The 22,110-nt window shown below is 48.5% G+C and carries 20 protein-coding genes; 10 read left to right on the forward strand and 10 right to left on the reverse strand.

Translation table 11 applies throughout. The features are described 5' to 3' along the window. Positions 1 to 19 precede the first annotated feature (19 nt). The 5 genes from KME12_07615 (at position 20) to KME12_07635 (ending at position 7,045) form a co-directional block, all read left to right on the forward strand. On the forward strand, positions 20 to 931 hold the full coding sequence (locus KME12_07615) for a rhodanese-related sulfurtransferase (GenBank protein ID MBW4487642.1): 912 nt from the start codon (positions 20 to 22) through the stop codon (positions 929 to 931). Between the two features lie 62 nt (positions 932 to 993). Continuing rightward, complete coding sequence (locus KME12_07620) at positions 994 to 1,662, forward strand: DUF1295 domain-containing protein (GenBank protein ID MBW4487643.1); 669 nt, start codon at positions 994 to 996, stop codon at positions 1,660 to 1,662. 207 nt (positions 1,663 to 1,869) lie between these two features. Further along, positions 1,870 to 3,219 carry a DUF3370 domain-containing protein gene (locus tag KME12_07625; protein ID MBW4487644.1) on the forward strand — a complete coding sequence of 450 codons (1,350 nt, stop codon included), beginning with the start codon at positions 1,870 to 1,872 and terminating at the stop codon, positions 3,217 to 3,219. A gap of 106 nt (positions 3,220 to 3,325) precedes the next feature. Next, entirely contained in the window at positions 3,326 to 5,467 is a 2,142-nt protein-coding gene (locus KME12_07630; GenBank protein ID MBW4487645.1) for a HAMP domain-containing protein, read from the forward strand. 606 nt (positions 5,468 to 6,073) lie between these two features. After that, positions 6,074 to 7,045: a HAMP domain-containing histidine kinase gene (locus KME12_07635; GenBank protein MBW4487646.1), complete on the forward strand. Its 972-nt coding sequence runs from the start codon at positions 6,074 to 6,076 to the stop codon at positions 7,043 to 7,045. A 121-nt stretch (positions 7,046 to 7,166) separates the two neighbouring features. Here KME12_07635 and KME12_07640 read toward each other — a convergent pair whose 3' ends face one another. Then, positions 7,167 to 7,820 (reverse strand): response regulator transcription factor, encoded by a 654-nt coding sequence (locus KME12_07640; GenBank protein MBW4487647.1) that lies wholly within the window; start codon positions 7,818 to 7,820, stop codon positions 7,167 to 7,169. A gap of 231 nt (positions 7,821 to 8,051) precedes the next feature. Here KME12_07640 and KME12_07645 point away from each other — a divergent pair, with 231 nt between their 5' ends. Beyond that, on the forward strand, positions 8,052 to 8,786 hold the full coding sequence (locus KME12_07645) for a glutathione peroxidase (protein ID MBW4487648.1): 735 nt from the start codon (positions 8,052 to 8,054) through the stop codon (positions 8,784 to 8,786). 172 nt (positions 8,787 to 8,958) lie between these two features. Continuing rightward, on the forward strand, positions 8,959 to 9,540 hold the full coding sequence (locus tag KME12_07650; protein MBW4487649.1) for an NAD(P)H-dependent oxidoreductase: 582 nt from the start codon (positions 8,959 to 8,961) through the stop codon (positions 9,538 to 9,540). 108 nt (positions 9,541 to 9,648) lie between these two features. Here KME12_07650 and psaK read toward each other — a convergent pair whose 3' ends face one another. Further along, positions 9,649 to 9,921, reverse strand: coding sequence for a photosystem I reaction center subunit PsaK (gene psaK, locus KME12_07655; protein ID MBW4487650.1), 273 nt, complete (start codon positions 9,919 to 9,921; stop codon positions 9,649 to 9,651). A 291-nt stretch (positions 9,922 to 10,212) separates the two neighbouring features. Here psaK and KME12_07660 point away from each other — a divergent pair, with 291 nt between their 5' ends. Together KME12_07660 and KME12_07665 are read left to right on the forward strand one after the other, a co-directional pair. Continuing rightward, positions 10,213 to 10,719 carry a hypothetical protein gene (locus KME12_07660; GenBank protein MBW4487651.1) on the forward strand — a complete coding sequence of 169 codons (507 nt, stop codon included), beginning with the start codon at positions 10,213 to 10,215 and terminating at the stop codon, positions 10,717 to 10,719. A gap of 124 nt (positions 10,720 to 10,843) precedes the next feature. Further along, entirely contained in the window at positions 10,844 to 11,689 is an 846-nt protein-coding gene (locus KME12_07665) for a PhnD/SsuA/transferrin family substrate-binding protein (protein MBW4487652.1), read from the forward strand. Positions 11,690 to 11,762: 73 nt separating this feature from the next. Here the strand turns inward: KME12_07665 and KME12_07670 are convergent, their stop codons facing one another. From KME12_07670 to KME12_07680, 3 genes are all read right to left on the reverse strand, one after another. Beyond that, a complete protein-coding gene (locus KME12_07670; protein MBW4487653.1) occupies positions 11,763 to 13,112 on the reverse strand; it encodes a tetratricopeptide repeat protein in 1,350 nt (449 codons plus the stop codon). A gap of 390 nt (positions 13,113 to 13,502) precedes the next feature. Next, on the reverse strand, positions 13,503 to 13,865 hold the full coding sequence (locus KME12_07675) for a DUF1257 domain-containing protein (GenBank protein MBW4487654.1): 363 nt from the start codon (positions 13,863 to 13,865) through the stop codon (positions 13,503 to 13,505). 508 nt (positions 13,866 to 14,373) lie between these two features. Next, positions 14,374 to 15,234, reverse strand: coding sequence for an SDR family oxidoreductase (locus tag KME12_07680; protein ID MBW4487655.1), 861 nt, complete (start codon positions 15,232 to 15,234; stop codon positions 14,374 to 14,376). Positions 15,235 to 15,789: 555 nt separating this feature from the next. Between KME12_07680 and KME12_07685 the strand changes: the two genes are divergently transcribed. Next, a complete protein-coding gene (locus KME12_07685; protein ID MBW4487656.1) occupies positions 15,790 to 16,995 on the forward strand; it encodes a hypothetical protein in 1,206 nt (401 codons plus the stop codon). Between the two features lie 58 nt (positions 16,996 to 17,053). Here KME12_07685 and KME12_07690 read toward each other — a convergent pair whose 3' ends face one another. The 5 genes from KME12_07690 to KME12_07710 form a co-directional block, all read right to left on the reverse strand. Further along, positions 17,054 to 18,235, reverse strand: coding sequence for a SpoIID/LytB domain-containing protein (locus KME12_07690; GenBank protein ID MBW4487657.1), 1,182 nt, complete (start codon positions 18,233 to 18,235; stop codon positions 17,054 to 17,056). 93 nt (positions 18,236 to 18,328) lie between these two features. Then, positions 18,329 to 19,330 carry an arsenosugar biosynthesis radical SAM protein ArsS gene (gene arsS, locus KME12_07695; protein ID MBW4487658.1) on the reverse strand — a complete coding sequence of 334 codons (1,002 nt, stop codon included), beginning with the start codon at positions 19,328 to 19,330 and terminating at the stop codon, positions 18,329 to 18,331. Between the two features lie 23 nt (positions 19,331 to 19,353). Further along, a complete protein-coding gene (locus tag KME12_07700; GenBank protein ID MBW4487659.1) occupies positions 19,354 to 19,500 on the reverse strand; it encodes a hypothetical protein in 147 nt (48 codons plus the stop codon). Further along, a complete protein-coding gene (gene arsM / locus KME12_07705) occupies positions 19,487 to 20,452 on the reverse strand; it encodes an arsenosugar biosynthesis arsenite methyltransferase ArsM (GenBank protein MBW4487660.1) in 966 nt (321 codons plus the stop codon). The genes KME12_07700 and arsM overlap by 14 nt, the downstream gene beginning before the upstream one ends. Positions 20,453 to 20,572: 120 nt before the next feature. Next, positions 20,573 to 21,880: a TIGR04283 family arsenosugar biosynthesis glycosyltransferase gene (locus KME12_07710; GenBank protein ID MBW4487661.1), complete on the reverse strand. Its 1,308-nt coding sequence runs from the start codon at positions 21,878 to 21,880 to the stop codon at positions 20,573 to 20,575. Positions 21,881 to 22,110 lie beyond the last annotated feature (230 nt).

The raw sequence follows: 22,110 nt of genomic DNA on the forward strand, positions 1-22,110 counted from the left end.
CTTGATTTGCACGGGAAGCATGACCGAAATTGTTGTTGCCGCACTCTACAAATTTGTCAGCTTGCCAGATTTTGCTGAGAAAAAAGACGCGCTCTTGGCCTATGGTTTAGACCAAGACATTAAAGGCACCATTCTCCTCGCCCAAGAAGGCATCAATGGTACGATTGCTGGATCTCGCTCTGCGATCGCTGGCCTGCTCTCCTTTTTGCGGGCTGATCCGCGCCTAGCGAATCTAGAGTACAAAGAGTCTTACACGGATACTCCCCCGTTCGATCGGCTGAAAGTGCGATTAAAAAAAGAGATTGTACCTTTGGGTGTGCCTGAGGTTGACCCTAACGAGAAGGTGGGTATCTATGTCAGCCCGGAAGAGTGGAACGATCTCATTGCTGATCCAGATGTAGTGGTGATTGACACGCGCAATGATTATGAAGTGCAGATCGGCACCTTTCAAGGCGCTTGTAATCCCCAAACCGCTTCCTTTCAAGAATTTCCTGACTATGTTCGCCAGCATTTAGACCCCCATCGGCATAAAAAAGTGGCGATGTTTTGCACGGGCGGAATTCGGTGCGAAAAAGCTTCCTCCTTTATGCTGGAGCAAGGTTTTGAGGAAGTCTACCACCTGAAAGGCGGCATCTTGAAATATTTAGAAGCAGTGCCAGCAGAAAGGAGCCTTTGGGAAGGGGAGTGCTTTGTGTTTGACCAACGGGTAGCAGTGCGTCATGGACTAGAACCGGGTTCTTATGATGTTTGCGTTGCCTGTGGCCGACCGATCTCAGATGCAGACAAAGCTTCAGAAAAATACGAGAAAGGCATTTCTTGTCCTCATTGTTTTGAGAGCCTGACGGAAGAAAAAAGAGCCCGCCAAGTAGCCCGTCAAAGACAAGTCGAGCTAGCGAAGCAGCGTCATCAGCCTAGCAGCGTCGAGCCTTAAGTTTTAATAGTTTTCAGCCTTGTCAACTCACTTGGAAATCAAGAATAACTAGGGATACTTTTATGAAAGCAAAACATGCAATCAACGTGCATAAAGGACTGACTGGATTTGTAGTTCTAGGTCTGATGTGGGCCTATCAAAACTTCACGATTGGCCCGTGGATCTATTTGGCACTCCACGGCACCTATGGTCTTCTGTGGTTACTCAAAGATCAGCTCTTTCCTGACAAGCAATGGGAACAGGAAATCCCCGCAGGTCAAGGAATTTTTCTGGGAATTTTTCTGGGTTTGTATTGGGTCGCCCCCTTCTTGCTCATTAGTCGGGGTGTTGTTCCCTCGGCTCCTCTGATTGCCGCAGCCGTTGCCTTAAATATCCTTGGTGTATTTCTCCACTATGGGAGCGATGCCCAGAAATACTTCACGTTGAAATATCACTCTGGTCTAATTACAGAAGGCTTTTTTGCTCGTTGCCGCAATACCAATTACTTAGGAGAAGTGCTCATCTACATCTCGTTTGCCCTTTTAGCTCAGCACTGGCTCCCTTTTTTGATTTTGGCTCTGTTTGGAGCAGGTCTGTTTCTCCCTAATATGCGGAAGAAGGATCAATCCCTATCGCGTTACCCAGAGTTTGCTGAGTACCAAGCGCGTTCTGGCTTGTTGTTGCCTCAATTCTGGCCATCCAGAAACTCAACTTCAGTCAGCCCAGTTCCTGATTCAGCTCAAAATAGCTAACCCGGCGCGATCGCTTAGGTAAACCATCGGAAGTAGCCATAAGCGGCACTTTGGCTCCAGGATTTGGGTCTCTATAAGATGTATCCCCTTATCTGAGACTCAATGAGGTGACTGTTTATGGGGCAGAAGCAGAATAACATCGCGATCGCTTTGTCTGGTCTAGCGTTATTTGGCTTGGGTGGATATGGGTTATCCCTGGCTGGCAAGATGGCTTCATCCGCGTCGAGCCTAGCTCAGGGCGTGGCACCGAGCCCACCACCAACGCCCCAAATTATTGTGGAGCCTCAAAGCGTCCGAGCCTTGCCAGGTCAACTGGATACGGTGCCCATGTTTAACAGCAATAGCCCAGAGTGGGTCAAGACCGAGGGGGTTCTGCTCTCTACCCTGCCCCCTGGCGGCAAGACAACACCCGCAGCCCATCTTAACTTTCCCTTTCAGGGTCGCTTTGATTTATTTATTCACCACCAGACCCATGAGCCTAAAGATCTCCAAACGTTCTATTTGGGGGTGATGCTGCACAATCCTACTTCGCAGCCTATTAAAGTGGATGTCTTGCAAGCTGCGACTTATCTAACTCAAGAAGCTCCTTACATCAAGCTGCCAACCTATGTAGACAACCCCAACAATACAGTTTATGCAGGTCCAGGCGATCGCGCCGTGACTGATATTCTCCAAGGTAAGCGCCAAGCGGATTTTCCCGCTCAATTGGTAATTCCGCCCGGTCAAAGCCGCATGGTACTGAATCACCCAATGCCAGTTCGAGGGTTAGAAAAACCAATCAACGGACGATCGGCTTATCTACGGCTCCGTAGTAGTGGCAAAGTTCATGCAGCCAGCCTGATCATGTTTGCCAAGAAAAACACCGATGGTACTGACCGCGCCCCTAACTTGACCGAGTGGCAAGCGTTATTAGACAAGGGTAGTCTATCGGGTCCGCGTGACAAAGCCCCGACTCCACCCGGACAGATTGGCGGGCAGCTAATTTATGGCCGAGTTGCGGGAGTGGCTCAAGGATCGCGCTGGCAAGCTCAACTCAGCGATCGCCCTGGGGCAAAAAACTTCACTATTCCAGCTCCAGGACAAGCGGTATCTTATGCCATCAGCACGCTACGAGGAGGCCGCTTGGGGACTGAGCAAAGTCAAGCAGCCAAAATGCTAGTGCGCTACCCAGACACCGCTTACGAATCCCATGCTAACTACGGTGTGGAATACAACCTAACCTTGCCACTTTTCAACCCCACTCCGCAGCCTCAGAAAGTGGCTTTAACTTTAGCAACTCCCTTAAAGGAAGATCGCCTTAACCAAGGTGGATTGCGCTTCCGCCAACCCTCCCTCGATTTCCCCTTCTTTCGGGGCACTGTGCGTTTGCGCTACCCGGACAACCAAGGACAGCTCAAAACTCGCTATGTCCATTTATGGCACCGGGCGGGACAAGTTTTAGAGCCGTTAGAGATTATTACTTTGCCGCCTAACAGTAGCCGTTCTGTGCAGCTAGACTTAATCTATCCGCCTGATTCCACTCCCCCTCAAGTGCTTACCCTGAAAACTGAGTCTTAAGTTCTGTGTGGGTTAGCTGGGTTAAAAGACTCGACAAGAATTAACAATAAAGGTATATATTGATTCAAAGCGTTGCGAGATTATACGGATCGGCTAGGGCTCTTACATGAAAAATCCTGCCACCCTCATCACTAGGCGATTGCGGAAAGTGCCACTGCAAACGCTTCTGGTCGCTCCTTTTGTCTTGCAAATTGCGATCGCTGTTGGTCTTACAGGTTGGTTGTCGTTACGCAATGGTCAAAATGCCGTCAACGATGTAGCTAGTCAGCTGCGGACTGAGGTCACGGCTCGGATTCAGCAGCATGTTACGACCTATCTAGAAACGCCTCATCTGGTCAACCAGATTAATGCCGATGTGATTCGGCTGGGCTTACTCAACGTTGAGGATATTCCTGGTTTAGAACGCTACTTTTGGCAGCAGATGCAGCAATTTAAAACGGTGAGCTACATCTCGTTGGGGACAGAACAGGCAGAATACATCGGGGTGGAGCGCTTAGATAACGCTGCCTTACAGATAGAAGTCTCCGATCGCGTCACAGGTCGCAACTTTCAAACCTACGCCACGGACAGCCAAGGTAACCGCACGCGATTGTTGCAAAGCAAACCCAATTACGATCCGCGCCGTCGGGACTGGTACAAAACCAGTGTCAAAGCTGGCAAACCTGTTTGGACTGAGATTTACACTTACTTCTCCACGCAAAAGCTCACGATTACCGCTGACCTGCCTCTGTACGATGCTCAAGGCAAATTGATTGGGGTAACGGCGGCTGATTTGGTGCTGTCTCAAATTGGCGACTATCTGCGTAGCCTCAAGATTGGCAAAACGGGGCAAACCTTTATCATGGAGCGATCGGGCCTGTTGGTCGCCACTTCACTGACCGACAAACCCTTTAGTCTCAGCGCCGATGGTAAAACGCAGGAACGATTGGCTGCGACGGCTAGCCGCAATAAATTGATTCGAGCTACGGCACAGCATTTGCAACAACGCTTTGGTGATTTGCGGCAGATTCGCAGCAACCAACAGCTCGACTTTAGGTTGGAGGGCAACCGCCAATTTCTGCAAGTGCTACCTCTACAGGATGGTCGGGGCTTAGATTGGCTGATCGTGGTGGTGGTGCCAGAAGCAGATTTTATGGAGCAAATCGAAGCCAATACGCGATCGACGATTTTGCTGTGCTTGGCAGCCTTGATTGCTGCGATCGCATTGGGTATTCTCACCTCGCGCTGGATTGTGCAACCGATTTTGCATTTGAGCCGAGCGGCTAAAGCTTTGTCCCAAGGGGAGTGGGAGCAAACAGTACCCGTAGAACGAGAAGATGAATTGGGAGTTTTGGCTCGCGCGTTTCAAAACATGGCGGAGCAGTTACGTGCTTCTTTTGCGGTTCTAGAACAACGCAACGAAGAGTTGGAAGTGCGGGTACAAGAGCGAACAGCGGATATTCGGGCGGCGAATGAGCAACTGCTAGTCGAAATTGCTGAACGTAAGCGAGTGGAAGATGCTCTGCGGGTGTTTTTGCATGCGGTTTCTCATGACCTCCGCAACCCGGTGACAGGGATGTTGATGGTGTTGGGGAATTTGCTCAAGAGTGGATCGCTACCCACTGATCGCACTGATCACACCGATCACACTAATGGTTCTGGCCCCGCTGTCATTCCGGTGGCTCGTGCCATTCTGGAGCGTATGGCTCAAAGTAGCGATCGCCAACTGTATTTGATTAACTCGCTCTTAGAAGTCCATGCCAGTGAGGTGGGCGGCATCGTTCTGCAAACCGAGACTGTTGACTTAGGCAAACTGGTGGTAGATGTGCTGGCAGACTTTGAGCCTTTGCTGGCCAAAAATCAAGCTAGTTTCACGACTCGCATTCCTAACGATTTACCTGCCATTTCAGCCGATCCATTGCAAGTACGGCGGGTGGTGGAAAACTTGCTAGCCAATGCCCTGAAGCACAATCCGCCCGGACTGAGCTTGAGTTTGAGTGTGGAATGGCAAGACGACTTATTGTTGTGTCGTGTTCAAGACAACGGATCTGGTATTAAGCCAGAGGTGCGCGAACATTTGTTTGAGCTGTATTCCCGTGGGCCTCAAACTCGCCGCTCTATGGGTTTGGGCTTAGGGTTATACCTTTGCCGTCAAATTGTTGTGGCTCATGGGGGAGAGATGGGCGTAACCAGTGAGCCTGGATCTGGCTCAACTTTCTGGTTTACTTTACCCCTGGCACCTGTAGCGGTGAGTACAAAATCACCTTGATGGGTGAGTCATGTGAGCGAGGTGCGATCGCCTTACCTCCACATAGGATAAAACTATGGTGCTTTGAACCTAACAAATTTGGGATCAGCTACACCTACTCACAAGCCCATTCCGCAAAGAATCAGACTTCTTAACTACTAGACCTCCTGCACGAATAATAAAAGCCCCCTCCCGTCCCCCAATTCTGGGGGAAGCTAACACTCGGTTCCCCCAGAATTGGGCAGGCTGGTTTCATACAAAAAAAGAATTCCGAACCTGGCCCCCCTAGCCCCCCAAGTTTGGGGGGAGCCTGCTCAAAGTCCCCCAGAATTGGGGGATTTAGGGGGCAGTGCAAGGAGCTGAACTGTGTTCACGCTTTTCCTTTCGCTATATGAAACCACCCTGCCCAGAATTGGGGTTAGGGGGCGAATTTCGATTCATGCAGGAAGTCTAATACCTACTGGTTCAGTATCTCGCTAGCTTAAAGCAATGGCCTGTTGAATCAACTCTCATCCGGGTTGAGGCATCCCCAAGCTGACTAGCCACTGCCTATCTATTCCTATCTATTCCTATCTATTCGCTCATTGCCTTTGTATCTCCAAAATCAAACTCTATAAGAATCCAACTATGACTTCTGATATGGACTACCTACAAGCTTTACGGAGTTGCTGTCGTGACGAGGTAGCGTTTGCCCAACTGCAACACCTCCTCGCAGACTCCAGTTTCACCCAGCATTTCGTGAAGTTACCAAGAGCAGTCGGTAGCCAACATCAGCCAGGAACTAGCTCTCCCACTCCTCTGCTGCCAACCGACACCGAGCCAAATCAACTAGATGAAGTAGAAGCGTTGCTACAAGCTGCCTATGCTGAACTCCAGGAAGTGCGGCAGCTTCAGGCTGTACTGTTTCATGTGATGGAGCATGATCTGCGTCCTTTTCTCATGGGTGCTCTGATGGTGCTGAAAAACTTACTCAATCAAAGCGGCGAGACGGTGACGATGGCTCGCTCTAGAGTAGAACGGATGGTTCAAGCCAGCGATCGCCAATTGGGTGCCATTAGTGCCTTGCTCGAAACTGACGCTACGGCAGAGCAAACGGTGACGCTGCAAACGGAACCTGTAGAGTTCTCAGCTCTCGGTCAAACTATCTTGCAGGATGTAGCACCCCTCTTGAGCGCCAACCAAGCGAGTATTACATCTCAGATTTCGGTAAGTTTGCCGCCCGTTCTGGCAGATGCTAACCAAATTCAACGGGTGATCTCACATTTGATAACGGCTACCTTGCAGCGCAATCCGCCTGGGTTGCATTTGACTCTAACGGCTGAGGTTGAGCCTGGAATGCTACGCTGTACGCTTCAAGATGATGGCTTAGGTTGGGAAGTTGGGGAATGCGATCGCTTTTTTGAATTGCAAGTGCGATCGCCTCATGCCTGCTGTTCTACGAGTTTGGGAGTGCAACTGCACCTGTGCCAACAGATCATCCAAGCTCATGGGGGTGAAATTGGAGTTATCAATAGCCAACCAGGTTCCATTGTTTGGTTTACGCTACCTCTCACCACAACGGTTGCTTCTTGTAACGCCCCAACTCGACTAGCGAGTTAGCCTCAGCCCAACTCCATCTTTGCCTAAATTTACGGTCAGGTCAGGAATCAGAAGCACTCTACAACTTCTATCTTCTGACTCCTGACTCCTGACTCCTCTCTCCTAACTTCCCACTCCTTGCTCAAACTAATCCGGAGCGCAAAGCTACCACTGCGGCTTGTACGCGATCGTCTACGGATAGCTTGTTCATGATGCCTCGAACATGAGTTTTGATGGTATTGGGACTTAGGTAAAGCTTGGCAGCGATTTCAGGGTTGCTCAATCCTTCTACCATTAGCTTCAAGACCTCCAGTTCGCGTTCAGACAGTTGACTAATGCCGCTGTTGGGCGTGGGAGGCTTGAGATGATCTATCACGCGACGGGCAATTTGAGGATCGAGGTAGGTGGCTCCTTCTTGAGCTGCTGCGATCGCTGCTTGTAATCGGTCTACACTTGCACCCTTAATACAGTAGGCATCTGCTCCACTAGAGAGCGCTGCAATAATTTCTGTTTCTGCCGTGTGAGAGGTGAGCATAACGACCCTGACCTCAGGCAGTACCGCCTTGATTTTTTGGGTGGCAGCAATGCCATCAAGTCGGGGCAGACCAATGTCCATGATAATCAGGTCTGGCTTGAGTCTCAGGGCTGCCTCTACCCCCAAATAACCATCTTCTGCCTGTCCTACAACTATGCATGTCGAGTCAGCTTGCAAGGACTGCTCCAAGCCCAACTGCATCATGGGGTCATCTTCAATAATCAAAACCCGTAAAGTTGACGATGCGGTAGTGGCATTCATAAATAGATCTTGTGGCAATACAGCCCTAGTGTAGGCATCGGCTTCAACTTTGCGCTTCCCCCTGTTGATTCACCTGACTGAGTGATGCTAGCCGAAAGGCCTTTGGTATTTTCAGCTCGGCTCAAGCAAGAATTCTCAGAGTGTATTGACAGCCATAGTCATAATGAGTACGCTTTAAGCAGCCACGGGATGCAAAACTTCGCATCCGAAACAAGCCGAGGAGTTAAATTTATGTTGCCTAATCGAGAAGGACAAAGAGTTCCTGACGTTACCTTCCGAGTGCGGCGGGACAATCAGTGGGTCGATATTACTACTGCTGATTTGTTTGCAGGTAAGACTGTGATTGTTTTTTCTTTACCCGGTGCATTCACCCCGACTTGTTCCTCCACTCATCTACCTGGCTACAACGAGCTAGCCTCAACTTTTAAGAAAAATGGTGTAGACAGCATTCTCTGCCTCTCTGTGAATGATACGTTCGTGATGAATGAATGGGCTAAGCACCAAGAGGCCAGTAATATTACACTCATTCCAGACGGTAACGGCGATTTTACCGAAGGCATGGGTATGTTGGTTGACAAAGCTGACTTGGGTTTTGGTAAGCGGTCTTGGCGCTATTCCATGCTGGTCAAGGATAGTGTCATTGAAAAGATGTTTATTGAGCCAGAGGAGCCCGGAGATCCTTTCAAAGTATCCGATGCGGATACGATGCTTAACTACATCAACCCCCAAGCTAAAAAGCCTGAGTGTGTTTCCTTATTCACAAAAGAAGGATGTCCTTTCTGTGCTCGTGCCAAAGATATGTTGCAGGAGCGCGGACTTACTTATGAAGAGATTGTGGTCGGCAAGGATGCCACTACACGCTCATTGCGAGCGATGGCTGGGGGAACTACCGTCCCTCAAGTATTTATTGACGGCAAATTGATTGGTGGGTCTGAGGCTCTAGCAAATTATTTGGGTGCTGCCTAGTCGCTCTCAATAGCTTGGCTAGGGTAATTTAAGGGCAACGCGATCGCAGCTTTCGATCTCTTGCAGATAAGAGCAGGCGATCGCGTTTGTGCTTAAGAACATTGGTTAAAGCTCACTCAACTGCGATCGCCGCTTTGTTTCTTCGCAAAGATGTATTTGGAAATAAATTTTTATGCCTAATTCACCCAAGATTTTGGCCTTTGCGGGCAGTACCCGCACTAATTCCTACAACAAAACTCTCGTTAAAATTGCGGCTGCAGGTGCTAGTGCTGCGGGCACTGAAGTTACTTTCTTAGATCTCCGAGATTTGCCGATGCCGCTTTATGATGAGGATCTAGAGGCGGCTGAAGGAATTCCTGCGAATGCTTTGAAGTTTAAGGAGATCCTGGTGGCCCATCAGGGACTCTTGATTGCTTCTCCGGAATATAACAGTTCTATCTCTGGGGTGCTCAAAAATGCAATCGACTGGGCTTCTCGTTCTGCCCCTGGTGAGCCTCCGCTAGCTGCCTTTACAGATAAGGTAGCCGCAGTTATGAGTGCGTCTCCGGGCGGTTTAGGGGGGCTAAGAGGCTTGGTTCATGTTCGCAGTATCCTGTCTAATATCCGAGTTTTAGTCATTCCCGATCAAATTGCGATCGCGAGGGCTCATGAAGCATTTAACCCAGATGGCAGCTTAAAAGATAGCCAACAACAGGACAGCGTTGAGAAACTCGGTGCTAAGGTTACTTATTTACTGCAAAAACTGCAAAGTTAAGGTAACAGCGGCTGAAAGAAGCCTCCATTAGAAAGAGGGATATGACGACACAATATCCCTCTTTTGGTTTAATAGATAATTTGTGACAAATTTGTAGAGTTGCTATTTTTATTTGAGCCAGCTGGAACTGAGTAAGATTGCTAAAACTCCCAAAACGTGACCGAAGCTCATTGCTCCTAAGAAAGTAGCCACACTCATATTGTTTAGGAGACCAGAGAATGGTCCGAGAGGCATCTTAGGCCCAACTCGGGGAAAGCGGACGGTGCGACTGGCAATGAACAGAGCCAGTAGGCAGCAACCAATCATGATAGGGGTGCCTTGCCAGTTCCACAAAGCAGTGGGGTCTTGGGACGTAGCAGCGGGGACTGCTGACAGCAACATAGAATGAATCAAGATGCTTTCTCCTACTTGTTGAGACGCTATATGAATATGATCAACATCAACTGGACACTTTAGCCATCTACCTAATGTAGTTGAGGTAGGAAGTTGGCTAATTCTGTGGCCAGAATATCACTAGGATTCATAGTCCCGTTGTATGGGCGATCGCGCCTCAGCCTGACGAAGGATTTATTAGTGTGATTAACAAAACTTAGCTTCCGTCTTTATATAGGCGTTACATGGGCTTAGGGTGTTTAGGATGCGGGTGTGAGATTACTGTTTTGGACATCGCTTATGACATCCGCAAATACCAATACCACGCAAACCCTGAAATCTTTTCAGCGCTTAGACGTTGATCAAAAAATTGCTGCCTTGGCTTACCTTTACACTGAGCTAGGAAGTTCCATCTCTTTTCCCAGTTCCGGTGTGACTTCCTCTAACGAAATCAGCCAACTTGTGAAGCATGTTAAAGATCTGCGCTCAGAAGATCAATTGCAATTTGTCCGCGACGTGTTTTCTAGCCAACAGGCTAGTCACGAGGAAGCTGCGCTTGACCCCCATCCTAGCAAGGCTTTACTGGAACTAGTTCCTGGTGGCATCAAAGACCCTCTGAGCCAATATCAATCTTTAGACTCAAATGCCCGCTTGGCATTTTGGTATCGCCTAGCTCAAGAATTGGATAGAGACGCTATTTCGGCAGCGGCTACTACCCAACTGTCTTCTGGGACTCAAGAAATTGTTTCTTCTCTCCAACCTCTAGAGTTTAGTCAACAAATTGACTTTTTACGTCAAATTGTTTAGTGCGCTTGTCCGATTAGCTCCAATCTGATTAGCTGAAGTTAAGCTGCGATCGCTCTACTGTCCACAAGCTTGGAAGTAGGGCGATCGCAGATGTTTTGCTCTCACGCTCTTTAGTGAAGTTGTGATGTCTCTCCCTTGGCAATTGCGGTTGGTTTCTTACCTAGCTCCAAATATGTTTTGGTTTTACCAAGCGATCGCTGCTTATTTAGGGCGCAGGTTGGCAGTAGAGACAGAGATTAGCCAAGCCGAGTTTGACCCACTAGAAGATCCACTATTGCTGCACGACCAACTCGATCTTGCTTTTATCTGTGGTTTACCGTTTATTCGTTACCACTGTTGCTATCCTCAACAACTCCAGGCGATCGCGGCTCCTGTCATGCAAGCTGCCCGCTACCACAATCGCCCCATTTATTTCTCGGATGTGGTTGTGCCTGCTGCCAGTGATATCACTAGCTTTGTAGAATTGGCAGGTAAAACCCTGTGTTACAACGATTTAGGTTCCAATAGTGGCTATAACTTAGTGCGGCAGAAATTAAAGCAAGACGGATATTCTACAGATTTCTTTGGTCAAGTGCTAGCCTCTGGTTCTCATCAACGCTCTATGCGTTGGGTTGTAGAGGGGTTAGCAGATTGTGCCGCGATCGACAGTACTGTGTTGGAGCAGGAGTTGCAAAGCTTTCCAGAGTTAAGCGAAGGTCTGCGAGTGATAGAATCTCTCGGTCCCTGCCCTATCCCACCGATCGTTGGATCTCAGCACCTCGGCACAGATCTACTCGGACAGCTACAGGCTGCCTTGCTCCAACCCGATCCAGAATTGCAATTAGCTATGCAACAAGCCCAAATTCAGGCTTATGTAGCTGTGAAATCTGCTGATTATGAAGCGATCGCCCTTCAGTATGAAGCCGCATTGCAAGCTGGTTATGAAGTCATTAACAGCGCATCAGTCAGCTCAGCCAACTTACTAAAATAATAATTAAAAAGCTCCCTTACGAGATGCTAAGAAAGCGGAAGGGAGCGCTCAGGAACATTTACTACTACGGAGGCTAGCTCGCTTTTACAGTTAAGCTCTGATGACCGTGGATAGAGGTGATTCTTGGCCTAGAAGTGCCGTTCTGCTGAAAGGAACGCTGCTTCTGGGAGAAGGCATGAATATCTTGAGCCTGTTCAGTCTGCTTCAAGGCATCTGCATAAACCTGCTCAAACAATTCCCGCTGAGCATGACTTCCTCCGATCGCTCCTAGTTGGGATAATACTGGCCGAAGCAGAGCGATCGCTTGTTGCCAATCTTGCTGGGCATGGGCCACCATCCCTTTGGCCGCAGGTAGCGCTATCTCTATCCAAGGCTGCTGTAAGGCGGGCTTAATCCTGTGAGCATGAGCCTCCATACTTTGCAGCATCTCCTGTACCTGATCCTGCTGATGAGTGCGAGCTAAGGCATAGACATAGTGCAAGTCTTGAAAGGGGAGCGCATGTTCATGAATCCGAGGAGAGAGATAAGCTGCTAACTCCCGCCAACGAGTTGCACCGACTTCAACCCCACGTAGCTCTAGGCGTAGTAGCAGGGCGATCGCTCCTACCTGGTCTTTAGGAGAGTCTAGGCGGGCTCGCCCCCAAACTTTAGTGTCATACAAATGCAGGACAGTAGAGAAATCTTGGCGTTCTAGGTAATAGAGAGCAATATGCCACCAGTTATGGGTATACAGCATAGAATTGCAATTTTCCCAGGTATCCGCCAAGCTCTCCATCCAAGCAATCCCTTCCTCGACGCGGCCTTGAGTTTCCAGCACATGAGCGACAGCATGATGTGCCCAAGGGTCATGGCGATTTATTTCGGTAGCTTTTCGTCCCATTGCTTCTGCTTCTAAGAGGCGGTGGCACTGCTCCAAACCAAAGGCAATCATGCCATAGAGATAATGCAGATGGAGATGCTCAGCATCGGTAGGTAATACCTTTTCCGCAATCTGGAGCAGCCCTGCCTGATCTCCTTGATAAAAGTAATGGTACTGGCCTTGCTGCACCGAAAGAAGATCTTGAGGATATTGATCGGTAATTGCTTCGTGAGCCGCGATCGCCTGGTCAATATCGCCTCTAGCCCAAGCAACGACTGCACTTACCCACTGTTGCTCTCGCTGTGTAGCTTTTGCCTGATGTTGAATGGCAGCTCTGAGGTAAGGAGTGGCTTGCTCCCACGCAACAGCACTCTCTTGGGAAAGATAGTAAGCTGCCGCGAAGGCATGGGCGATCGCACAGGTTGGATTGGCACTCACGGCTTGGAGAATAGCAGCTTCTGCTTGTCTACCGTAGCTGAGGGATTGGTCAATGAATTGATCAATGGCCGCGATCGCCTCTGCCGAAGCAGTAGTGACATCCAGTCCTTGAGCATCCTTTAGCATTGTTTATCCTTCCCAATCAAAAAGCTACTTTCGTCAGCGCTAGTGAGTGTTCTGAGCCCAAAACGCTCGTTTAGACTGCTGTTTTTTTATGCAAGCTAGGCTCCCAAGCGAGGCCAGCTACCAAGAATTTGTTAAAATACAGTAACTTGGTCGGCATACCGTACTTTGTTCTTCAGTAGCAGTTTGACATAGAGCAGGTAAAAATGGCAAGACTTAAACCCGGTTATCCTATCGGAATTTAGGTGTATTACTTTGGTGACTTGTTTTATCCCCGCAGATATGCCCTCACCCGCAAAGCAGAGAAGCCATAAAAATGCTCCCCTCAACCAAAAGCTTGAAGGGAGTAAAGTGGCATTAAATTGCAGTAAAAGCTATAAACAGGAGAACGCTTTAGGCAACCGATTGCTGTACCATTAAATTCACATTGGCATTTTGCAATCCGGGCTGCTTTACTTCTGCCAATGTTTTGTTGATGGCATATTTCTGATTAATACTGCTCATTAAATTGGCCAAGTTGTGATTTTTGGCGACACCCCAAAGATCAGCAATTAAGTCAAAAGATCCCTGTTGATTACGTGCCCAACCTATGTCGTAATCGCCCTCAAGAGCTACTACAATGTCAGCCCGAACTTTTTGACCACAAGTGCCCCGGACATCTGCATCTACCTTGGCAACCAGGCCTAAGTCTGCGAGAGAGGCTTTGAGTAGTTCAGCATCCGTGAGCTTGCTGCGGAGCGTACTAAAGTGAGACATAAATATTCCTCAATGGGTGAATTTGTGCAATGATCAAAACAACAAGTGTTATCTAGCTCTACTTAGTGTGTAATAGAGACAGCTTTGAGCGCAAAAAATTGCAAACAGTAATAATTCCAGAACTATCTACTGCTACTAAGTGCTAGCAATAGATTACATTTCTAATCTATGTAATAATCTGTTGAGTTTCATTCTTCCAAAGAGTTACTTCCGCCAATTCTGCAAACTCCCGAAGATAGAGGTGCCCTCTTTTCTAAGTAGTAGCTTCAATCACAGCCCGCAAAATGGCAGAGCTAAATTAACCCTTTTCAAATTTAAAAAAAGAAACCTGGGAGTCTTCCGAAGCGGATGGCGCATCTGGCCTAAACTCCCAGGTCTGACTCTAATGACACTGAATCGCTTTGAATAGAATAGTGTGGCTAGTTCAGACACACTTCTGACCCAAGCCAGAAATCCCTGTAACGTTTAATCGTAAAACAGGATACACCTAGCTCTGCTTTAGAGTCTTTTAGCCACCTACCACTTCGCCGCCATTGGGGTGCAGAATTTGCCCAGACATGTAGGAGGAGTCGTCGGAGGCGAGGAAGACATAACTGGGTGCAACTTCTTCCGGCTGTCCAGCCCGCTGCATGGGCACCTGAGTCCCAAAGCTCTTAACTTTGTCTTCTGGAAAAGTAGCAGGAATTAGAGGGGTCCAGATGGGGCCAGGAGCGACACCATTCACCCGGATGCCCTTCTCTACTAGAGACTGGGACAGAGAGCGGGTAAAGGCAACGATCGCGCCTTTGGTGGAAGAGTAATCTAGCAGTTGTTGATTACCTTTGTAAGCTGTGACCGAAGTGGTATTGATGATGGCACTACCTTCTTTGAGATGGGGCAAGGCCGCTTTGGTCAAAAAGAACATGCTGAAGATGTTAGTGCGGAAGGTGCGCTCCAGTTGCTCCGCCGTGATGTCCTCAATGCTTTGCTGAGGATGTTGCTCAGCGGCGTTGTTTACCAGAATGTCGAGGTAGCCTAATTGCTGCACCGCCTGTTGGACAGCTTCCTTGCAGAATTGCTCGTCACCAATGTCTCCCGCAATGGTGATGCAGCGTCTGCCCTCTGCTTCGACTCGGCGCTTGGTATCTTCGGCATCTTGATGCTCATTTAAATAAAGGAGGGCAACATCCGCTCCTTCTTTTGCGTAGAAAACTGCTACGGCGCGACCAATGCCGCTATCTCCGCCAGTAATCAGAGCAACTTTCCCTTGTAGCTTGCCACTGCCTCGATACTTAGAATCATCGAACTGAGGGCTAGGAGTCATTTCAGACTCGATACCAGGCTGTTGATTCTGATGTTGGGGGGGTTGTAGTTCTTTGGATTGACTCATCGCGGCTTCTCCCAGTTTTTGACGTATTTCTATCTATTAAAATTTTTAGAAGCCAACCAGAAGCAAGTTGAGAATCCGCTCTCTATCGCCGAATCTTGCTATTTTCTCAACTATTTAAACTCTTCAGGTTGTTTCCTAATCTCCCGCCTTTTAGCTTCAGCGGGCATGTTCACTTTAGAACGCACTTTTAATTCGTTGTTGCTTCATTGGAAATAAATTCTGGTCTATCCATAGGAGAGTTCCTATGAAATTCGACTGTGATAACTAACACTTAAAATAACCTGCTGATTAATTCGTTGTAGGTAGTTGCAACTCTAAGCCGCTATTCAGCACAGGTGCTGTTTATGGGTGTGAATATACTTCGTAGCGAAATAAAATTTTTATAACTTTGGATAGAGTGGCCTCTCTGCCCTCAGTGGAAGAAGATGTGAGCGATCGCCATTAAGCTGCTTAATAGCAAAAGCTTTGAAAACAGTAATGGCTTGAACCCCTCGAAAGCTGATTAGTCAAAGCGGTAATCCGAAGCATTTCTAGATAATTTGAGTAGGTGAAATAATGAGCTTTAATCCGTTGGCTGAAAAAGGTATTCCTCTTGATCAACAGCTACGAAATTGGTCAGAGTTAAATGTTCAGCCCTACATCAAAGATCAAGTTGATCCCTATACTCGTACCCGTGTCATTACCATGAACGGAATTGAGACAGAAGGGGTATTTTTCTCTCATCAATTTGCTCGTCATACCGCCGATCAAGACCTACGAAGACAACTCGCAATGCTGCGTCGAGTTGAGCAGCAACAGCAGAAAGTGGTTAACTGGCTCACGCCTGGTAATGAATCTACCTTAGAAGTTACAATTGGCTATGAGCAGGTTGCTGTTGACCTGACCGCCTTTTTAGCTCGTCATGAACCTGATCCTTACCTCAAACAAGCTTTTGAATTTGGTCTTTTAGAAGACTTTGACCATCTTTATCGCTATGCCAACTTGCTAGAAATGACTGAGGGCAAGAAAGCAGAAGAAGTAACAGGTCGCTTGACCGAAATTATGCCAGGACGACCAACCGTGGCAGAGCATCGCCATCCCTATGATGATGTGCGTAGACCCAGCGATCGCACTAAAGCCGATCCGATCTCCCTCCTGCATGTGCTGACCTTGGTTTCCTCCGAGCAACAGACCATGAACTTCTATATGAACGTGGGGAATCGCCCCATGAACCCACTGGCAAGAGGGCTTTACCTAGAAATCGCTCAAATTGAGGAGCAGCACGTCACTCACTATGAATCTCTGCTTGACCCCAATGCTTCTTGGCTAGAACAGGAAGTGCTGCACCAATACAACGAGTGTTATCTGTACTATTCCTTCATGCAGCAAGAGTCAGACCGACGCATTAAGCAGATATGGGAACTCCATTTGAACATGGAGATTGAGCACCTGCGGATTGCCTGTGATCTGCTGCGTCAGTATGAAAAGCGAGATCCAGAAGAGTTCTTGCCCCAAAGCTTACCGGAAACGATGCGCTTTGAGGAAAACAAAGACTATATTCGGCAGGTCTTAGCCGATCAGGTGAATTTGACTACGCAAGACACGGAATTTGTACCCGTTGAGCAACTTCCTGAAGATGCACGTTACTTCCAGTACCAAAAGACGGTTAACGCGGGTGGCGTACCGAGTGAGCAGGTAATTGAGGAGCATCAGCGTCAGATTGGTGGCGACTATCGCATGACCACAGAGGGAGCGCATCCGTTAGCGGGTGCCAATCGCTAGACCTAACCCCCAGCCCCTTCCCTTTTCTTCCTGTTTGGGGAAGGGGAGCTATATCTCTCTATTCTTGGTCTACTTCAATCCGAGCAAGTCCTGTGCCTGGGTAGTAGGTGCCTAAAATTTGGCGATAATCATATCCTTCCTCCGCCAACTTTAAGGCTCCTAATTGGCTCATCCCCCGCCCTCCATGCGCGTCAATCACAATGTCATCAGAAGCGGCGTAGAGAGACTCGACAATACCACCGCGATAACTAATAAATTCCCCAGCAGTTTCGTTTACAGCTTGATAAGTCCTGTCTGCTTCCTTCTCTGCACCTGCATAGACTTGATATTGCTCATCATGTCCTAGATGATAAAAGTCGGTCGCAGGTTTGAAATAGTAAGTCAAAGCGTAGGAGCGAGCCGCGATCGCCTGAGCTTTTAGTGCTGCCATTGGCCAGCTTGGCGAAACCTCTGCCCCGACCACGCTATAAAGATAGTCTCGTAACAGGACATTATTGACCGCCAGTAAACCACTGGGTCGAACCATTAGCAGCAAGCGCCCTCGATACCAGCGATCGCTGACATAGACCAACCCTCCTTCTGTGGGTTCAATATAGACTGCACTTGGAAGCTGCCATGAATTTAAGGTGATTCCTACCCCATCAAGCTGAGCGGTATAAGCGGACTCAGCAGGTAGCTCCCGCAGCACTTGCCCATTGGTGTCTAGAATGACTCCGGGTGTTGAGGTACCAATGGCTAAAGAATTGGCTTCTACTGCGATCGCCACCTGGATTTCTAACACGCTATCGATCGCAGTGGAGGTATTAGCGGCTGCCAATCGCTCTGCGGCACTAGCACTGATGGGCGCGGCACTAGACTGAGCAGGGGGGTTCTGCTGCTTGGCAGGAGCCGTAGACTTAGTCGTAGCCTGAGGTTTTGGTTTTGTATCGGTAGAGGCAGTAGTAGATTTTGTAGCTGATTTGGCAGGATTTGCAGAGTTCTGGGTAGATTTTTGGGCGGAGGTAGTTGAGTTTTTTGCTGCACTTTTGGCAGCAGTTGTGGTTGTGGCAGACTGAATTGCCAGATTGGGAGTTGGTGAGGGCGAGACTAAAGTTGGGGTTTTTGGTGGAGTTTCTTGAGCAACTGGAGCGGTGGGGCGAGTTTGACCAATCAACAAAATGCTCACGACCGGGACAACCCCTAGCACAGGAATTAGGGGCCAGGGTCGGCGCTGAAGCAAGCTAAAGATAGGCTTTAACATGGAACGGCTCAAGGTCTTGACTCCTGTTTAGCGTTTGGGCCTATAGCTGTTCGTTCTCTACGGCTTTCAACTATAACTCGACTCACGAGTCACTTACACCAAGGCTCCCCCACAGCTCGATCCGCTGCCCGCTGTGCAACCGTAACAGAAGTTAGCTGTCCGCACGGATTCAATCAAATCCAGAGTGCCAGCTTGCAGTAGCTGGGCGACTGTTAGGGTGGCTCCAGTTCCAGTTCTAGCGGGCAAGTTTTCCATTTGGTTGAAGTCGCAATCGTAGATATTCCCCAAATAATCGACTGAGAGTTCATTGCGGCACATTAAATTAGCTAATGTAGCTGGATTAAAGTGCTCTTCTAGAAACTGCAAATAAGGCTGATGGAGATGCCGATGTTCTAGATGAAACTTGGTTCTGCCAATGGGTAAGTTGGTAATGGTGAATAGCTGATTGAATTGAATCCCAAACTGCTCTTTGAGGTATGTTTTATAATCTTGCTCTAACTTCTGTTGATCAGGTGTAAGTGAGAAATTCTTAGTTGTAGGAATTTGAGGGTTATAAACTAAATCCAAAATTAAGTTGGGATTGTCACCATACCCTAATTGATTGAGCCGCTGGATGGCTCGAATCGAATCATTAAAGACGCCATCACCCCGCATTTTGTCTACGTTATCTGCCTGGTAACAGGGTAAAGAGGCTACAACTCTGACTTGATTGCGAGCAAAATATTCGGGTAAATCTTCAAAGCCTGGTTCAAAGTAGATGGTTAGGTTAGAGCGCACAATCACCTCTTTGCCCATCGCTCTTGCCGCTTCGACTAAAGGCCGAAAGCCATAATTCATCTCTGGAGCCCCACCCGTGAGGTCAACGGTTTTGATCTGGGGGAAGCGATGGATCACTTCAATTAATTGCTGACAAACTTCTGTTGTCAGTTCTTCCGTACGTTTTGGCCCTGCTTCAACATGGCAATGACTGCAAGCGAGATTGCAACGTCTGCCTAAATTAATTTGTAGGACGCTGATGGGTTGCTTGGTGAGGGGAGCACCTAGTTTCTGCGGGAAAGGGGTAACAGTGGTAGAACTTGATTGAGATTGAATCATCCTCTCTTCCTTTAGCGTTCCTTCTAAGCGATCGCCACATTAACAACCCTAGCAGTCGGTAACTTATGCAGCGATCGCGACTTTGTAGCTGACTTTGTAGTTGATTGTTTGGTTGCCAAATCAGGTGGCAGATCTGGCAGCTCCTTAATGATGTTTCTAACAGCAACCACCGCCGTCGTAGTACCAGGTTGATGGAGTCACAATCACATCGGGAATGGTGGATGCCAAATTGGCTGCGGTTTTGTCACAGACTGCTGCGGGGAGACCGCGTTGTAATACATGCCCTGCTTGGTCATCAAAGAATGGTGCGACTCCTGTGTAGATGGCAGTTTTGCCTGTAAAAATGCAGGCACCGTCGCTAGGAATTGGCACCTTAAAGGACACTGAATCGAGGCTTTCTAATAAAAGGTGTTCCTCCAAGCCATAGCTTTGACGATCGAGCAAACGGTAGGGACGACGGGCTCGGATTTCTACCTGACCAAAGCCAGCCTGGATGAGGTGCTGAACGTAGCCCTCATAGGTCAAGGCTCCAGATAAGCACATGGCCCGGAGGCGTTCATCTTGCTGTAAATGTTCTGGAATTGGACGAGTTGCGATTGGGTCACTCATTATGAGACGACCACTGGGTTTGAGGACTCGATAGACTTCTTGGAGAGCTTTAGCTAGATCTGCGGGTTCAAAGATATTGAACAAACAGTTTTGCGCCACTACATCTACAGAAGCATCTGGGACAGGTAGATGAAAGGCATCCCCTTCCCGAATTTCGACGAAGCTGGAGTCAAACCAGGTGTTCTCTTGAGCGGCCATCTGTAAGTTTTGGCGAGCAGCTTCCCGCATCGTCTCAACGGGATCGACTGCAATGACTGCTCCGGGTTGACGAGAGAAGTAGGCAAATTGCAGCGCCTCTAACCCTCCTCCCACACCGACATATAGAACCGTCGGATTACCTGCTAGCTCGGTTGGATGCACAGTGGTACCACAACCGTAGTTCATCTCTTGCATTTTGGCAGGAATGTTTAGACCTGGCAGTTGCAGGGGGCTACTTTGTACGCAACAGAGCCCAACTTCTGGGGTTTCCGCTACTTCGCTATAAAATTGTGCAACTGATTCAAGATAACTCACAGGAATCCTCTCTCTTTCTCTTGGTCTGGCTTTGGCGGCTCACGATTACTTCTGGTCAGTTTAACGTCAGAAGCGCTTTTCGCGTACATTTGCATCAGCTAAATTGGCTTTAATTTTGGCTCAATGGGAGCGATACCACCGAGCTAGGCGATCGCGCGAGACTCCCAAAAAATAAGCCAGAATCACCGCTTGATTGATTAATGTAGTCCGGAGCAAGCCCAGCCTTTCCCATCGCCGACTAGAGGTGATGACTGGGTCAGAAACAATGGCGATCGCGCCTTTTTTCTTCAACTGCCGCATCAACTTAAAATCTTCCATAATTGGTAGCTCGGCGAAGCCACCCATTGAATGAAAAGTTTTGGCCCGCAAGAAAATAGCTTGATCACCATAGGGCATCTGTAAAAAGCGCGATCGCCAATTCACCACCCACTCAATCAGCCGTATCCCTGGCACAGCACTATCAATCTTGAGGGCAAAGGCTCCAGAAATCACTCCTGGCGAAATTAAAGCTTGTCGAATTTGGGTGGCAAAGTCAGCAGGTAAAAGCGTGTCTCCATGTAGAAATAGCAACACTTCTCCCGTTGCAATTTTGGCCCCAGCATTCATTTGTTGAGCGCGGCAGGCGGCAGCACTGATCACCTTGACTCCTAAGGATTGCGCGATCGCCACTGTATCGTCTTGGCTACCGCCATCCACCACAATAATTTCTGCCTGCGAGGCTTGCTGGGCTACCTCTAGAGTTTGGGCGATCGCGGCGGCTTCGTTGAGCACTGGAATAATAATCGAAATTTTCTCATTGCCAATCTGTTTAAGACTCGACTGGCTGACTCGCTCCCAAATCACTAAATCTTCTGGGCGATCGACATCGTCTAAGGGGGGCAAAGAACCAATGGATAAATGGTGCTGTTGGGCGATCGCGATCGTTTGTTGCCAGACCCGCTCGGTACTCCAGGCAATATCTTGAAATAACTCTGGGACAAATCGCCGCAGCCCAATCAGGTAATAGCCGCCATCGGTAGCAGGCCCTAACACTAGATCATGCCGCTGTAATTCCTGAAATGCTTTGCTGAGAATGATCGCATCTAGATCTGGGCAATCAATTCCTACAACTACGACTCGCTCCATCCCCGCTCGAAAAGCGAATTGGAAAGCCTGGGTCATCCGTTGCCCTAAGTCTCCTTCACCTTGCGATCGGTAAGCCAATTCTGATCCCAGCCAAGAGCGCATCAGGTAGCGATCGCCGCCCGTGAAACGAACCTCTAGAGCGATCGCTGAATTTGCCTGGAGCAGTTGAGCTTGAGCTAATGTATGTTCTGTCATCCGCTGCTGCAAGATCGCAGCTCTTTCTGGCCCTAAAGCTGGAATGAGTCGAGTTTTTGTTTTGCCAGGTTCAGGATAGCGCGTAAAAATAATCAGGCGTTCTCTCACTGCCGTCGCCACTCAGTACAGCTATTTATCCTACCCTGACGCAATTGATTAAGTTTCTCCACTAAAAACTCTACTATCGGCAGAAACATTTATAGGATAATGACCACCAAGTTTTTTGGGATGGCTGGGAGCCTTGTCTCTTTAGAGCAAGGAGGAAAGCCGACTCAAGCGGCTTTAGCCGCCTAGAATCCATAGCTGTAACCATCAGCCCGATGAATAACCTCCAGATA

Source organism: Trichocoleus desertorum ATA4-8-CV12 (assembly GCA_019358975.1).
GTDB lineage: Bacteria > Cyanobacteriota > Cyanobacteriia > FACHB-46 > FACHB-46 > Trichocoleus > Trichocoleus desertorum_A.

Coding starts and splice junctions, on each gene's coding strand:
- KME12_07685 (MBW4487656.1), top strand. CDS start 15,790: ATGAGCTTTAATCCGTTGGCTGAAAAAGGTATTCCTCTTGATCAACAG.
- KME12_07635 (MBW4487646.1), top strand. CDS start 6,074: ATGACTTCTGATATGGACTACCTACAAGCTTTACGGAGTTGCTGTCGT.
- KME12_07670 (MBW4487653.1), bottom strand. CDS start 13,112: ATGCTAAAGGATGCTCAAGGACTGGATGTCACTACTGCTTCGGCAGAG.
- KME12_07660 (MBW4487651.1), top strand. CDS start 10,213: ATGACATCCGCAAATACCAATACCACGCAAACCCTGAAATCTTTTCAG.
- KME12_07620 (MBW4487643.1), top strand. CDS start 994: ATGAAAGCAAAACATGCAATCAACGTGCATAAAGGACTGACTGGATTT.
- KME12_07625 (MBW4487644.1), top strand. CDS start 1,870: ATGGCTTCATCCGCGTCGAGCCTAGCTCAGGGCGTGGCACCGAGCCCA.
- KME12_07630 (MBW4487645.1), top strand. CDS start 3,326: ATGAAAAATCCTGCCACCCTCATCACTAGGCGATTGCGGAAAGTGCCA.
- KME12_07675 (MBW4487654.1), bottom strand. CDS start 13,865: ATGTCTCACTTTAGTACGCTCCGCAGCAAGCTCACGGATGCTGAACTA.
- KME12_07645 (MBW4487648.1), top strand. CDS start 8,052: ATGTTGCCTAATCGAGAAGGACAAAGAGTTCCTGACGTTACCTTCCGA.
- arsS (MBW4487658.1), bottom strand. CDS start 19,330: ATGATTCAATCTCAATCAAGTTCTACCACTGTTACCCCTTTCCCGCAG.
- KME12_07615 (MBW4487642.1), top strand. CDS start 20: ATGACCGAAATTGTTGTTGCCGCACTCTACAAATTTGTCAGCTTGCCA.
- KME12_07650 (MBW4487649.1), top strand. CDS start 8,959: ATGCCTAATTCACCCAAGATTTTGGCCTTTGCGGGCAGTACCCGCACT.
- KME12_07665 (MBW4487652.1), top strand. CDS start 10,844: ATGTCTCTCCCTTGGCAATTGCGGTTGGTTTCTTACCTAGCTCCAAAT.
- psaK (MBW4487650.1), bottom strand. CDS start 9,921: ATGTTGCTGTCAGCAGTCCCCGCTGCTACGTCCCAAGACCCCACTGCT.
- KME12_07680 (MBW4487655.1), bottom strand. CDS start 15,234: ATGAGTCAATCCAAAGAACTACAACCCCCCCAACATCAGAATCAACAG.
- KME12_07640 (MBW4487647.1), bottom strand. CDS start 7,820: ATGAATGCCACTACCGCATCGTCAACTTTACGGGTTTTGATTATTGAA.
- KME12_07690 (MBW4487657.1), bottom strand. CDS start 18,235: ATGTTAAAGCCTATCTTTAGCTTGCTTCAGCGCCGACCCTGGCCCCTA.